Source organism: Comamonas brasiliensis (assembly GCF_018292285.1).
Classification (GTDB): domain Bacteria; phylum Pseudomonadota; class Gammaproteobacteria; order Burkholderiales; family Burkholderiaceae_C; genus Comamonas; species Comamonas brasiliensis.
Window position 1 is genome coordinate 18,267 of the sequence record NZ_JAANES010000004.1, and the last position, 13,599, is coordinate 31,865.

Annotated in this window: 11 protein-coding genes; 6 read left to right on the forward strand and 5 right to left on the reverse strand. The window is 63.5% G+C overall.

Translation table 11 applies throughout. The annotated features are described in order from the left end of the window. Positions 1-5: 5 nt before the first annotated feature. Both DJFAAGMI_RS16605 and DJFAAGMI_RS16610 read left to right on the forward strand, forming a co-directional pair. The gene (locus tag DJFAAGMI_RS16605; protein WP_211457977.1) at positions 6-1,673 is read left to right on the forward strand and encodes a GMC family oxidoreductase; all 1,668 of its coding nucleotides are present in this window, start codon (positions 6-8) and stop codon (positions 1,671-1,673) included. A 575-nt stretch (positions 1,674-2,248) separates the two neighbouring features. Continuing rightward, positions 2,249-3,007: a sulfite exporter TauE/SafE family protein gene (locus tag DJFAAGMI_RS16610; protein WP_043007422.1), complete on the forward strand. Its 759-nt coding sequence runs from the start codon at positions 2,249-2,251 to the stop codon at positions 3,005-3,007. 36 nt (positions 3,008-3,043) lie between these two features. Here the strand turns inward: DJFAAGMI_RS16610 and mrdA are convergent, their stop codons facing one another. From mrdA to DJFAAGMI_RS16630, 4 genes are all read right to left on the reverse strand, one after another. Further along, the gene (gene mrdA / locus DJFAAGMI_RS16615) at positions 3,044-4,996 is read right to left on the reverse strand and encodes a penicillin-binding protein 2 (RefSeq protein WP_211457978.1); all 1,953 of its coding nucleotides are present in this window, start codon (positions 4,994-4,996) and stop codon (positions 3,044-3,046) included. 159 nt (positions 4,997-5,155) lie between these two features. Continuing rightward, a complete protein-coding gene (gene mreD, locus DJFAAGMI_RS16620; protein ID WP_043007418.1) occupies positions 5,156-5,674 on the reverse strand; it encodes a rod shape-determining protein MreD in 519 nt (172 codons plus the stop codon). Next, complete coding sequence (mreC, locus tag DJFAAGMI_RS16625) at positions 5,671-6,696, reverse strand: rod shape-determining protein MreC (protein WP_211457979.1); 1,026 nt, start codon at positions 6,694-6,696, stop codon at positions 5,671-5,673. Before mreC ends, mreD begins: the two co-directional genes overlap by 4 nt. Before the next feature lie 165 nt (positions 6,697-6,861). After that, positions 6,862-7,905, reverse strand: coding sequence for a rod shape-determining protein (locus tag DJFAAGMI_RS16630; RefSeq protein ID WP_003059473.1), 1,044 nt, complete (start codon positions 7,903-7,905; stop codon positions 6,862-6,864). Between the two features lie 212 nt (positions 7,906-8,117). Here DJFAAGMI_RS16630 and gatC point away from each other — a divergent pair, with 212 nt between their 5' ends. The 4 genes from gatC to DJFAAGMI_RS16650 all read left to right on the forward strand — a co-directional run bounded on the left by gatC (position 8,118) and on the right by DJFAAGMI_RS16650 (position 13,117). Continuing rightward, positions 8,118-8,417: an Asp-tRNA(Asn)/Glu-tRNA(Gln) amidotransferase subunit GatC gene (gatC, locus tag DJFAAGMI_RS16635; RefSeq protein ID WP_003070403.1), complete on the forward strand. Its 300-nt coding sequence runs from the start codon at positions 8,118-8,120 to the stop codon at positions 8,415-8,417. 21 nt (positions 8,418-8,438) lie between these two features. Continuing rightward, on the forward strand, positions 8,439-9,929 hold the full coding sequence (gene gatA, locus DJFAAGMI_RS16640; protein ID WP_211457980.1) for an Asp-tRNA(Asn)/Glu-tRNA(Gln) amidotransferase subunit GatA: 1,491 nt from the start codon (positions 8,439-8,441) through the stop codon (positions 9,927-9,929). Positions 9,930-10,043: 114 nt separating this feature from the next. After that, entirely contained in the window at positions 10,044-11,501 is a 1,458-nt protein-coding gene (gene gatB, locus DJFAAGMI_RS16645) for an Asp-tRNA(Asn)/Glu-tRNA(Gln) amidotransferase subunit GatB (RefSeq protein WP_211457981.1), read from the forward strand. 803 nt (positions 11,502-12,304) lie between these two features. Next, entirely contained in the window at positions 12,305-13,117 is an 813-nt protein-coding gene (locus DJFAAGMI_RS16650; protein ID WP_211457982.1) for an alpha/beta hydrolase, read from the forward strand. A gap of 66 nt (positions 13,118-13,183) precedes the next feature. On the opposite strand, the gene DJFAAGMI_RS16655 is transcribed toward DJFAAGMI_RS16650, so the two are convergent. After that, the gene (locus tag DJFAAGMI_RS16655) at positions 13,184-13,522 is read right to left on the reverse strand and encodes a YegP family protein (protein ID WP_043005642.1); all 339 of its coding nucleotides are present in this window, start codon (positions 13,520-13,522) and stop codon (positions 13,184-13,186) included. Between the last annotated feature and the right edge of the window lie 77 nt (positions 13,523-13,599).

Below are 13,599 nucleotides of genomic sequence, written 5' to 3' on the forward strand. Positions count from 1 at the left end.
TGCCCATGAGTGACACCCAGTTCGACTACATCGTCATCGGCGGCGGCACAGCAGGCTCGCTGCTGTGCAACCGTCTCACCCGCAACAAGAATCACCGGGTTCTGCTGATCGAAGCCGGCGGCAAGGATGATTACCACTGGATCCATATCCCGGTCGGCTATCTCTATTGCATAGGCAACCCGCGCACCGACTGGCTCTATCAGACCGAACCCGACCCCGGCCTCAACGGCCGCAGCCTGCGCTACCCGCGCGGCAAGACCCTGGGCGGCTGCTCCAGCATCAACGGCATGATCTATATGCGCGGCCAGGCCCGCGACTACGAGCAATGGGCGCAGCTGACCGGCGACGACACCTGGCGCTGGGAACAGGTGCTGCCGGCCTTCCGACAGCACGAGGACCATTGGCGTCTCGACGCCGGAGGCAGCGCCAGCGAGGAGTTCAAACGCCTGCATGGCAGCAGGAGCACCGGCGGCAGCGGCGAATGGCGGGTGGAGAAGCAGCGCTTGCGCTGGGACATACTCGACGCCTTCGCCCAGGCCGCGCAGCAGGCCGGCATCCCGGCCACCGACGATTTCAACCGCGGCTGCAACGAAGGCGTGGGCTACTTCGAGGTCAACCAGAAATCAGGCCTGCGCTGGAATACGGCCAAGGCCTTTCTGCGCCCTACCTGCTATGGCCGCCCCAACTTCGAGATGTGGACCCGTGCCCAGGTGCGACGCCTGATTCTGGAAGATCTGCCGGACGGCAGCCAGCGCTGCACCGGCGCCGAAGTCTGGACCGGCGATGAGATGGTGACCGTGCAGGCCGGGCGCGAGGTGCTGCTTTGTGCGGGCGCGGTGAACTCCCCGCATATCCTGCAGCTGTCGGGCATAGGCCCCAGCGAGCTGCTGCAGCGCCATGGCGTGGCCGTGCGTCGCAACCTGCCCGGCGTGGGCGCCAATCTGCAGGACCACCTGCAAATTCGCTCGGTCTACAAGGTACACAACGCCAAGACGCTCAACACCATGGCCGGCAGTCTCTGGGGCAAGGCGGCCATCGCCCTGGAATACGCACTGCGGCGCAGCGGCCCCATGAGCATGGCTCCCTCACAGCTCGGTGCCTTCACGCGCAGCGACCCGGCACAGGCCCACCCCAACCTCGAATATCACGTGCAGCCGCTGTCGCTGGACGCCTTCGGAGAGCCGCTGCATGACTTCGCCGCCTTCACCGCCAGCGTCTGCAATCTCAACCCGAGCAGCCGCGGCACGGTGCAGTTGCAGGGCGCAGACTTCCGCCAGGCTCCGGCCATCGCGCCCAACTACCTCTCCACGGCCGAAGACCGGCAGGTAGCGGCCGACAGTCTGCGCGTCACGCGCCGCATCGTCAGCCAGCCCGCGCTTGCACCCTTTCAGCCCGAGGAGTTCAAGCCCGGGCTGCAATACCAGAGCGACGAGGACCTGGCACGCCTGGCCGGCGATATCGCCACCACCATCTTCCATCCCGTGGGCACGACCAAGATGGGGCATGCCGACGACCCGATGGCGGTGCTGGACAGCCGCTTCAGGGTGCGAGGCGTGCAGGGCCTGCGCGTGGTCGATGCTGGTGCCATGCCCACCATCACCAGCGGCAACACCAACAGCCCGACGCTGATGATGGCCGAGAAGGCTGCGGAGTGGATTCGCACTGCCGCCTGACAAACGGCCGCTCAGAAACCTAGCAATTCACTCCGAAAAGCCCGTCCGGGCCTGAAAGCAGTCGCGGCGGCCCAAAGTCCGTCCGCGCGGGAGATTTCCGTCCGACTTCCTGCCCCAAGCACCTAAGCCTGCTGAGATCTTTTGCTTATAAGCATATGACGCTATTGTTTTTGAAAAATCTCAAAACTTATAAGGATGTCACAAAACTTTCTGATTCATTTGTCAGACGTTTTTGATATAACCCAAGGGAATTCCCCAATGCACCACACAGGTGCAGCCCTTACATTCTCGTCACTCTCGCTGCTCCACGAAGCAGCATGGAGGGCCGAGGAGACAACTCGACACAACCAGACCAATACACATAAAAAGCATCAAAGATGCGTTCAAAAGCGCCCCTCAGTGGGCGCTTTTTTTATGCCTGCGCACAAGCTTGAGGCGGCGGTGCGACAATGCCGGCGCCATCTTCGGGCATTCACGCCCGCTCTCCCCTGGCTTCTTCATCCCGCCTTCTGCAGCGCCGCCCCAGCGGCAACGCGCGCTGCTCACGGCATGCACCAATTGCAGGCATTTGCTCCATGGAATGGATTCTTGTTTCCCTCGCCTCGGCCCTGGCCGGGTTTGTTGACGCCATCGTGGGAGGCGGCGGACTGATTCTGGTGCCAGCCATGTTTGCGGCCTTCCCCACCACCACGCCCGCCACGCTGTTTGGCACCAACAAGAGTGCCGCCGTCTGGGGCACGGCCATTTCCGCCTGGCAGTTCAGCAAGCGCGTGCATATCACCTGGGCCACGCTGCTGCCCGCCATCGGCACGACGCTGGTCGGCGCTTTTCTCGGCGCCTGGGCCGTCACGCTGATCTCTCCCGATTTTCTGCGCAAGCTGCTGCCCTTCATCCTGCTGGGCGTGCTGGGCTACACCCTGGCCAAAAAAGAGCTGGGCCGTGACCACGAGCCGCGTCTGGCGGGCCGTACCGAGATGCTGACCGCCTGCGCCATCGGCCTGCTGATCGGTTTCTACGACGGCTTCTTCGGCCCCGGCACGGGCAGCTTCTTCGTGTTCCTGTTCGTGCGCCTGCTGGGCTATGACTTCCTCAACGCTTCGGCCAACGCCAAGCTGCTGAATCTGGCCTCCAACGCTGCGGCACTGCTGCTGTTCACACTCAAGGGCCATGTCTGGTGGCACTTTGCCATCCCGCTGGCCGTGGCCAATGTGCTGGGCAGCATGCTGGGCACCTGGATGGCCTTGCGCCACGGCACGGGCTTTGTGCGCACGATTTTCATCGGCGTGGTCAGCCTGCTGATTCTGAAAACAGGTTATGACGCTTTTCTACGTTAAACCATTACACAGCAAGCGTTAACAGCTATCAATTTATCAGGGTGCGGTTTCATCGTCGGACAGCACCGAGATATCTTCCACACGGCGCGGCGTGCCAATCGGTGCGCCCGCCTTGCCCTGGCGCACGGCAGCGATATCGGCCTCGCTGGGGTAGTTGCCCACCAGCCAGTAGTCCAGGATGCGGCGCGCGATAGGCGCGGCAGCCGCCGCACCGAAGCCGGCGTTCTCCACGATCACGGCCACGGCAATCCTGGGCGCTTCCGCAGGACCGTAGGCGATATAGAGCGAGTGGTCGCGCTGGTACTCGGCCAGACGCGCGGCGTTGTACTTTTCCTTCTGGCCCACGCTCACGGCCTGGGCCGTGCCGGTCTTGCCGCCCGACAGATAGCTGGCACTGCCGAAGACGCCGCGCCCCGTGCCGCCGGTCACCACCCCCACCATGCCGCGCTTTACGGCATCGACATTGCTCTGCTTGAAGCCCAGATTGACGGGCGCCGGCTGGACAATGGCCGTGCGCGTGCCGGTGACCGAGTCGATCAGCTCCTTGCCCACATGGGGCGTGAAGCTCATGCCGTTGTTGACCAGGGTGGCCAGCGCATGCGAGAGCTGGAGGATGGTGAAGTTGTTGTAGCCCTGGCCGATGCCCAGGGAAATCGTCTCGCCCGCAAACCATTGCTGCTGCGCGGCGCGCTTGTAGGTCTTGCGCTTCCACTCCTTGCTGGGCAGCACGCCGCGCACCTCGCCGGGCAGGTCGATGCCGGTGATCTGGCCAAAGCCCAGCGGCTTCATGAAGTCGTGAATCGCATCCACGCCCATCTCGTTGGCCAGCGTGTAGAAATAGACATTGCTGGAATGCTGGATGGCGCGCGCCAGATCCACCGGCCCCAGCGCGTGGCCGGAGCGGAAGGTGTGACCGCCAAAAGTCCAGGAGCCGCCGTCCTGAATCACCGTGCCCGGCGTGCGCTTGCCGGTTTCTATGCCCGCCAGGCCCATGAAGGGCTTGTAGGTCGAGCCCACGGGATAGGTGCCGCGCATGGAGCGGTTGAGCAAGGGACGATCCAGCGATTCGTTGAGCGCCTTCCAGCTCTCCTGATCGATACCGTCGACAAACAAGTTCGGGTCGTAGGTCGGCTTGCTGACCATGGCCAGCACCTCGCCATTGCGCGGGTCCATGGCGATAGCCACGCCGCGACGGCTGCCGTAGAGGTCTTCCACCATCTTCTGCAGCTTGATGTCCACCGACAGCTGCAGGCTGTGTCCCGGCGTGGCGGGGCGGCTGCCCAGGCGGCGCACGGCATGACCTCCGGCCGAGGTTTCCATTTCCTCCCAGCCGGTCTGGCCGTGCAGCTGCAGCTCATAGCTCTTCTCGGCACCCAGCTTGCCCATGACCTCGGTGCCCCGGTAGTTGGCGGCATCGTCGGAGTCGTCGATCTCTTCCTTTTCCCTTTGATTGATACGACCGATGTATCCGATCAAATGGCTGCCGGTTTCCTTGAGCGGGTAGGTGCGAAACAGCCGCGCCTTGATGTCCACGCCCGGAAAGCGATAGCGCTGGGCCGCGAACTTGGCGACTTCCTCGTCAGTCAGGCGCGAGCGGATCGGAATGGACTCGAAGCTCTTGGAGTCATCCATGAGCCGCTTGAACTTGCGCCGGTCGCGCGGCGTGATCTCCATGACCTCGGACAGCCCGTCGATGGTCTCGTCCAGATCCTCGACCTTGGAGCGCGTGATCTCCAGCGTGTAGGCCGAGTAATTGGTGGCCAGCACCACGCCGTTGCGGTCCAGGATCTGGCCGCGATTGGGCACGATGGGCACCACCGCCGTGCGGTTGCTCTCGGCGCGCTCGGCAAACTCCTCATGGCGCTCGACCTGCAGCACCAGCAGGCGCCAGACCAGCAGACAGAACGCCAGGAACACCACGCAGCCCATGACGACTGCGCGCATGCGAAAGCGCTGCAGCTCGACTTCGGTGTTACGAATCTCCATCATGCGACGACACCCGCAAACAAAGCCGCCCCGCATGAGCTGCGCCACCGGCGTGCCTCACCCCAAGGACAGCGAGCAAGGGCCGTCCCGCAGCGAGGCTGTCGTCCTTCCCCGCGAAGCGAGAGGAAGGAAGGCGCAAAGCGGCTCAGGAGGGAATGCATCTCACAGAGGGCGGTTTTCATCGCTGTCGGGCGCGCGGCGCTGCGGCGCCAGCAGCAGCACGCTGACCACCGGCCACAGCAAGGTCTCGATCACCGGAGCGATCAGAAACTCCAGACCGGGAAAAATGCCGCCCGTCGCAATGCGCAGCAGCACCTGGATACCGTGCGCGGCGGCAAACACCGGCAGCAGGTGCAGAGCCTGCACGGGACTCGAGAACCATAGCAGGCGACGACTCATCCAGCCCGTCACGAAGACCAGCAAGGTGTAGGCCAGTGCATGCTGGCCCAGCAGCGAGGCCCGGTCCACATCCATGACCAGACCCAGCGCAAAGGCAATGCCCAGACCCACGCGCTGCGGCTGATTCAGACTCCAGAAGGCCAGCAGCAACATGAGCATGTCCGGCAGCCAGACGATGCGGCCCAGTGGCAGCATATTGATGGCCAGTCCGATCACCAGGGTGACGACGATGAACAGAGGGTTGACCGGCAGCAACAGCTGCTGGCCGCGCGGCATGATCATGCGGGATCCTTTGCGGGCTTCGCGGCCTTGGTACCCGCCTTCTCAGCGGCTGCCTTCTCCTTTTCGGCGGCGGCGGCTTCCTTCTTGCCGCGCGCCTTGGCTGCGCGGTCGGCCTTCTCGGCATCGGCCTTGGCCTGCATATTGGCGGCCTCGGGATGCTCGGTGCGCCCCTGAGGCTTGAGCACCATCACATGGCGCACGCCCTGCACGCGGCCCACGGGCTCGCAATAGATGCGGGTGAAGGCGGAGTCGGCACGACGGTCAACCGTCACCACCTTGGCCACGGGCAGGCCCAAGGGGTACAGCCCGTCGATACCGCTGGTGGTCAGCAGATCGCCCACCTGCACATCGGCATTGCTGGGCATGAAGCGCAGCTCCAGACCGCCGGCGCGTGTTGAAGACGCATCGCCATAGGCTACGCTGCGCGCACCGGTGCGCGGGTTGAAAACGGGAATGGCCTGATCGCGGTCGATGAGCAGCGTGACCTCGGCGCGCGTCGGGTAGACACGCGTGACCTGACCGATCACGCCTTTTTCATCCAGTACGGGAGAGCCCGGCTCGACCCCGTCGGCCTGCCCTTTGTCGATCACCACGCGGCGCGTATAGGGGTCGGGGCTGTCATAGACTACCTCGGCCACCTGGCCCGGCGTCAACGAGCGCTCGCGCAACTCCAGCATGGAGCGCAGATGCTCGTTTTCCTTGATCAGCTCGTCGGCCAGTTCGGCACGCTGAGCCATGACGACCAGCTCCTTGCGCGCGGCATCCTCGCGAGCCACGGCCTGCTGCTGCACTTCGGCATAGCGGCTGGCGTTCTGATAGGCCAGCACCGGCTGGGCCACGACCCATTGCACGGGCGACAGCGCCGCCGACAAGGCGGAGCGCACGGGGGTGGTGATCTTGAAACGCGCGTCGGCTACCATCAAAAACAGCGCCAAGGCGCTGTAGAGGGCAAGCTGGGAAGTGCGCGAGGCCTGTTGCTTGAACAGCGATGGAGCGCGGTGGTCCAGAGTGTCCAGGCTCATGTGCGCTCCCTGGGCATGGCCGTGTGCGCACGGCCTTCCCATTCAGAAGGAATGCAAAAAGAGAGCGCGGTATGCAGGCGTATCACGGACTCAGGCCCTGTTCATGGAAGTGGCTGCGGTACGCGCACTATGCCGCGTGCCGCAAAACACCACATTGCACAGCGATTAATCGCTGGTGAAGATGCTGCCCTGGCGATCCATGGTCTCCAGCGCCATGCCGCAGCCGCGCACCACGCAGGTCAGCGGCTCTTCGGCCACCAGCACGGGCAGACCGGTTTCTTCGGCCAGCAGACGGTCCAGGTCGCGCAGCAGCGCGCCGCCGCCAGTCAGCATCATGCCTCGTTCGGCGATGTCGGCACCCAGCTCGGGAGGCGTCTGCTCCAGCGCGTTCTTCACGGCGGAAACGATCTGGTTGAGCGGATCGGTCAGCGCTTCCAGCACTTCGTTGGAAGAGATGGTGAAGCTGCGCGGCACGCCTTCGGACAGGTTGCGACCCTTGACTTCCAGTTCCTTGACTTCGGAGCCGGGGAAGGCCGAGCCGATCTGCTTCTTGATCAGTTCTGCCGTGGGCTCGCCGATCAGCATGCCGTAGTTGCGGCGGATGTAGCTGATGATGGACTCGTCGAACTTGTCGCCACCGACGCGCACCGAGCCCTTGTAGACCATGCCGCCCAGCGAGATCACGCCCACTTCGGTCGTGCCGCCGCCGATGTCCACCACCATGGAGCCCGAAGCTTCGGACACGGGCAGGCCCGCGCCGATGCCGGCTGCCATGGGTTCTTCGATCAGGTACACGGCCGTGGCGCCTGCAGCTTCGGCAGCGTCCTTGATGGCGCGGCGCTCGACCTGGGTGGAGCCGCAGGGAACGCAGATGATGATGCGGGGGCTGGGCGTCAGCACCGAGCGTGGATGCACCATCTTGATGAACTGCTTGATCATCTGCTCGGTGATCACGAAGTCGGCGATCACGCCGTCCTTCATCGGACGGATGGCTTCGATATTGCCGGGCACCTTGCCCAGCATGGCCTTGGCTTCGCGGCCGACAGCCTGGATCACCTTCTTGCCGTGGGGGCCGCCTTCGTGACGGATCGCAACCACCGAAGGTTCGTCCAGAACAATGCCCTTGTCTCGGGCGAAAATCAGGGTGTTAGCTGTGCCAAGGTCAATGGCAAGGTCGGTGGAGAAGTACCGACGGAAAGCTCCGAACATTCAGGGTCCTCTCAGGCACGGCTTGCGCATCGGCTAGCCGTCGCCGGGATGTAAGGTAATGGAGTCTGGGTAGTGGGCATTTTTTGCACAATGACCAGCCGAACGGAGGTATTGCGGCAAAGCCGAGATAATACCGTATCCCCTGTGAATAACTTCTACTGTCAGGGTTAGAAACACTGCTTTACACGCGGCGGCCCTGTTAAATAATTTCTATGGCATTGAACGATCAAGACATTGCGCGCATCGCCAACTTGGCCCGCCTTGAGCTGTCGCAAGACGAAAGTAAGCGCATGCTCGCGCAACTAAACAACTTTTTCGGCATCGTCGAAAAAATGCAGGCTGTGGATACTTCGGGCGTCAGCCCTCTGTCACATCCGGTGGCAGCCATTCAGGACGTTGCCTTACGGCTACGTGACGATTTGGTAAGTGAGGGCAATAACCGCGACGCCAACATGCAGAACGCCCCTGCAGCCGAGAAGGGTTACTTCCTCGTGCCCAAGGTCATCGAATAAACGCGCGGGACACACAAGAACATGAGCCAAACCGAACTCCACCAATTGAGCGTGGCCGAGCTGGCCGCGCAACTGCGCGCCAAGCAGGTCTCGGCCACCGAAGCCGCCCAGCATTTCCTGGCCCGCGCCAAGCAGCACCAGAACCTGGGCGCTTTTGTCGCCATCAATGAAGACGCCACCCTGGCCCAGGCCAAGGCGGCAGACGCCCTGATTGCCGAAGGCAAGGGCGGCAAGCTGGCCGGCGTGCCCATCGCGCACAAGGACATCTTCGTCACCAAGGACTTCCCCACCACCGCCGCCAGCAAGATGCTGGAAGGCTACCAATCGCCGTTTGACGCCACCGTGGTGAAGAAGCTGGCCGATGCCGGCGTGGTCACCCTGGGCAAGCTCAACTGCGACGAGTTCGCCATGGGCGGCGCCAACGAGAACTCGGCCGTGGCCCCCGTGGGCTTTGATGCGGCCCAGCCCGTGCGCAACCCCTGGAACGCCGAGCGCGTGCCCGGCGGCTCGTCCGGCGGCTCGGCCGCTGCCGTGGCCGCGCGTCTGGCCCCGGCCGTGACCGGCACCGACACCGGCGGCTCGATCCGACAGCCCGCCTCGTTCTGCGGCATCACCGGCATCAAGCCCACCTACGGCCGCGCCAGCCGCTACGGCATGATCGCCTTTGCCTCCAGCCTGGACCAGGCCGGCCCCATGGGCCGCAGCGCCGAAGATTGCGCGCTGCTGCTCTCCGAGATGTGCGGCCCCGATCTGGACCGTGACTCCACCAGCCTGGACTACCCGGCCGAGGACTTCACAGCCAAGCTGAACGATTCGATCGAAGGCCTGCGCATCGGCGTGCCCGCCGAGTTCTTTGGTGAAGGCCTGTCCGACGATGTCCGCACAGCCGTCGACGCCGCGCTCAAGGAATACGAAAAGCTGGGCGCCAAGCTGGTGCCCGTGAGCCTGCCGCGCACCGAGCTGTCCGTGCCGGTGTACTACATCCTGGCTCCGGCCGAGGCTTCGTCCAATCTGTCGCGCTTTGACGGCGTGAAGTTCGGCCACCGCGCCGCCAAGTACGAAGACCTCAACGACATGTACAAAAAGACCCGCGCCGAAGGTTTTGGCGACGAGGTCAAGCGCCGCATCATGATCGGCGCCTATGTGCTGTCCGAAGGCTATTACGACGCCTACTACCTGCAGGCGCAGAAGATCCGCCGCATGATCGCCGACGACTTCCAGGCCGCCTTCAAGGACTGCGACGTCATCGCCGGCGCGGCCGCGCCGACGACGGCCTGGGCCATTGGCGGCAAGGCCGATCCCGTGAGCAACTATCTGGCCGACATCTTCACCCTGCCCGCTTCGCTGGCCGGCCTGCCCGGTCTCAGCCTGCCCGCAGGCTTCGGCGACGGCGGCATGCCCGTGGGTCTGCAGCTGATCGGCAACTACTTCGGCGAAGCCAAGCTGCTGAACACAGCCCACCGCTTCCAGCAAGCGACAGACTTCCACCTGAAGAGCCTCGTTGGCATTTAAAAAATAATAGCTTCTTGCGCTTGTACTGACTGACTTTCAGCACAAAAACAACCTGAAATCCAATCAGAACAAGCGCAAGCCGCTTCTCTTTTAGCAGTTAGGACACACAGAGCAATGACTGTGAAACTGATCAATGGCTACGAAGTCGTCATCGGCTTCGAAACCCACACCCAGCTGGCGACCAACAGCAAGATCTTCAGCCGTGCCAGCACCGCCTTCGGCGCCGAGCCCAACACCCAGGCCAGCGCCGTGGACCTGGCACTGCCCGGCACGCTGCCGGTGATGAACAAAAAGGCCGTGGAATGCGCCATCAAGCTCGGCCTGTCGCTGGGCTCGACGATTGCGCCGCGTTCCATCTTCGCGCGCAAGAACTACTTCTACCCCGACCTGCCCAAGGGCTACCAGATCTCCCAGTTCGAGATCCCCGTGGTGCAAGGCGGTGAAGTCAGCTTCTACCTGGAAGAAGGCAAGAACAACGTCCTCAAGACCGTGCGCCTGGTGCGCGCCCACCTGGAGGAAGACGCCGGCAAGTCCGTGCACGACGAGTTCATCGGCCAGTCCGGCATCGATTTGAACCGCGCCGGTACACCGCTGCTGGAAATCGTGACCGAGCCCGATATCCGCAGCACCGCCGAAGCCGTGGCCTATGCCAAGGAACTGCACAAGATCGTCACCTGGATCGGCATCTGCGACGGCAATATGCAGGAAGGCTCGTTCCGCTGCGACGCCAACGTGTCCGTGCGCAAGCCCGGCCAGCCGCTGGGCACCCGCCGCGAGATCAAGAACCTGAACTCGTTCAGGAATATGCAGATCGCCATCGACTACGAAATCCTCTGGCAGATCGAGCAGATCGAGGACGGCCACAAGATCCAGCAGGCCACCGTGCTGTTCAACCCCGACACGGGCGAGACCCGCGCCATGCGCACCAAGGAAGACGCGGCCGACTACCGCTACTTCCCCGACCCCGACCTGCCCCCGCTGGTCGTGGCCCCCGAATGGGTGGAGCAGGTCAAGGCCGAGATGCCCGAGCTGCCCCGCACCATGGCCGCCCGCTTTGTCGAGCAATACAGCCTGCCCGAGTACGACGCCACCACGCTGACGCAAAGCCAGGCCATGGCCGCCTACTTTGAAGCCGCCGCCAAGACCGGCGGCCAGCCCAAGCTGGCCTCCAACTGGATCATGGGCGAGATCTCGCGCCGCCTGAACATGGAAGAGATCGGCATGGACCAGGTCAAGGTCAGCGCCGAACAACTGGGCACCCTGATCGCCCGCATCCACGGCAATGTCATCAGCAACAACTCGGCCAAGCAGGTGTTTGAAGCCCTGTGGACCGGCGAAGGCTCCGATGTGGACGCCATCATCGAAGCCAAGGACCTCAAGCAGTCCAACGACACCGGCGCACTGGAAGCCATCATCGACGAGGTGATCGCCGCCAACCCCGCCAACGTCGAGCAATACCGCGCCGGCAAGGACAAGGCCTTTAACGCCCTGGTCGGTCAGGTCATGAAGGCCTCCAAGGGCAAGGCCAACCCCGGCCAGGTCAACGAGCTGCTCAAGGCCAAGCTGGCCTAAGCTCTCGACTCGGGCACCCGCCACTTCAAGGCCGCAGGCAGCATATGCCTGCGGCCTTGTTGCTTGTAATTGTTCGCCAGCGACAGAAGACGGGTATCGGCCCGTCAGCCGAGGTGCTTTCTCTTGCTTCGCCACCGGATCGCCGGCCGAAAGCAGGCACCCAAAGAAAAGGCGACCCGGCTGCCCACGGGAGCGGACAACCTGCAAGGTTGGTGGCGAAATCAACCGCGAACGCTTATCAGAATTGCGGTAGCAGCTATTAATTTCTCGAAGAAGCTATCCCGCACCCGGCATTCGCCCCTTGTGCCCACGCCTGTGACGCCAACCTCTTGTGGCGCGCGACTGCACCGTAGAGTGCAGACGCTTCGTGAACTGACTTGCGGCCGTTTGTCTGAACGAAGTGCCGTAGGCACGCAGTGAGTTGGGCCGCACAGCCACAAGAGGTTGATGACACAGGTTGCCCCGCAGCGCAGCGAAGGGGTCGTGGGCAGCAGGGGCCGGCTCTTTGCCTACTTTCTGGTAGTCCGGCATACCGGCACAAGAAAGTAGGTCGGCATGGCGGGCCGAGACCTGCCGGGGGCGCCCTGCCCTCTGCCTAAAAATCAGGCATGCAGACAGCTCCGTCATCCAGAAGAAGGGCTGAAGCTGAAGTACGAGCCAAACAAGCCCCAAGCACAGACGACACCAGCGCTACCCGCTATCAATTCCTCAAACCGCCGCTTACATAAAGCCGAGGTAAAGCGCACACCAAACCCACACAAATCTGCGCACAATCCGGCGCAAACCCCATATCTTTGCGCTCCATGTTCTCCAAGCTGCTCAAGCCCCTGCTCTGGCTGCTGGCCCTGTGCCTGACGGTCTATATCTGTATCTGCAGCTATATGTTTGCGCAGCAGCGCCAGATGATTTTTCCGGGCGGCAGCACGCAGGTGGCGGCCGAGAGCACCGATTTCTCGCTGCAGCGCGCCGATGTGCTGCTGCGGGGCTGGCAGCTGCACCCGGCGGATGGCAAGGCGCGCAATGCGGTGATCTACTTTGGCGGCAATGCCGAGAACATTGCCCACCGGCGCCAGCAGCTGGCGCGCAGCCTGCCGCACAGCGATATCTATATGCTGGCCTATCGCGGCTACGGTGCCAGCGAGGGCGAGCCCACGCAGGAGCTGATGGAGCTCGATGCAGCCGCCCTGTTCGACGAGGTCAGGCGCCTGCACCCCGAGCTGCCCATCACCGTGATCGGTCGCAGCCTGGGCACGGGCGTGGCGGCTGCCGTGGCCGACCTGCGCCAGCCGGACCAGCTGGTGCTGGTCACTCCTTTCGACAGCGTTCTCAACACCGTGCGCGGCATGTATGGCTGGCTGCCCGTGGAGCTGCTGCTGCGAGACCCGTTCGACTCTGCCGCGCATCTGCGCAACTACCAGGGGCCGATTCTCGTGCTGCGCGCGGGACGCGACCAGGTGGTGCTGCCCGAGCGCACCGATGCGCTGCTGCACAGCCTCAAGGGCAAGGCTGTGCAGGTGCTGGCGTTTGCCCAGGCCAACCACTCGAGCATCTTTCGCGCCAACGGCTTCTGGAGCGCCATCGAGCAGTTTGTGGACGCGCGCCCCAAGGCGGCCTGAAAGACCTCCGGTGCGGCGCGCGGCAAGGCGGTGCACGGCCGACCGCGGCGCGGCCGGCCCTGAATCTCAAGCGCCGACCAGATCCTTGATGCTCGTGGTCGCGCCGTTCTTCCTCACGGACTCGATGCCCGCATCGCGCGAGGCCGCCGAGGCATAGAGCTGGCTGCTGCCTATGACCTGGTGGTTGGCAGCCTTGAGGTTGAAATGCTCCTTGCCGTTGCTGGCGGTCTTTTTCTCGTAGCGCTCGGCCAACGGGCTGTTGGTCTGTACCGAGGCAATGCCGTTCTCGGCCGCCGCCCGGGTCTTGTACAGCTCGCTGGTGAGAATGATCTCGCCGTTGCCGGCCTTGAGCACAAACCGGAACTGCCCATCGCTGCTCTTGCTCAACTCGAAATGACCTGCCATCGGTTTCTCCTTGGTTGCAAAAAAAGCGGCCTGCGCCGCGGGGGTAGCCGGCACACTATAAAACCAGTGCCACCGAA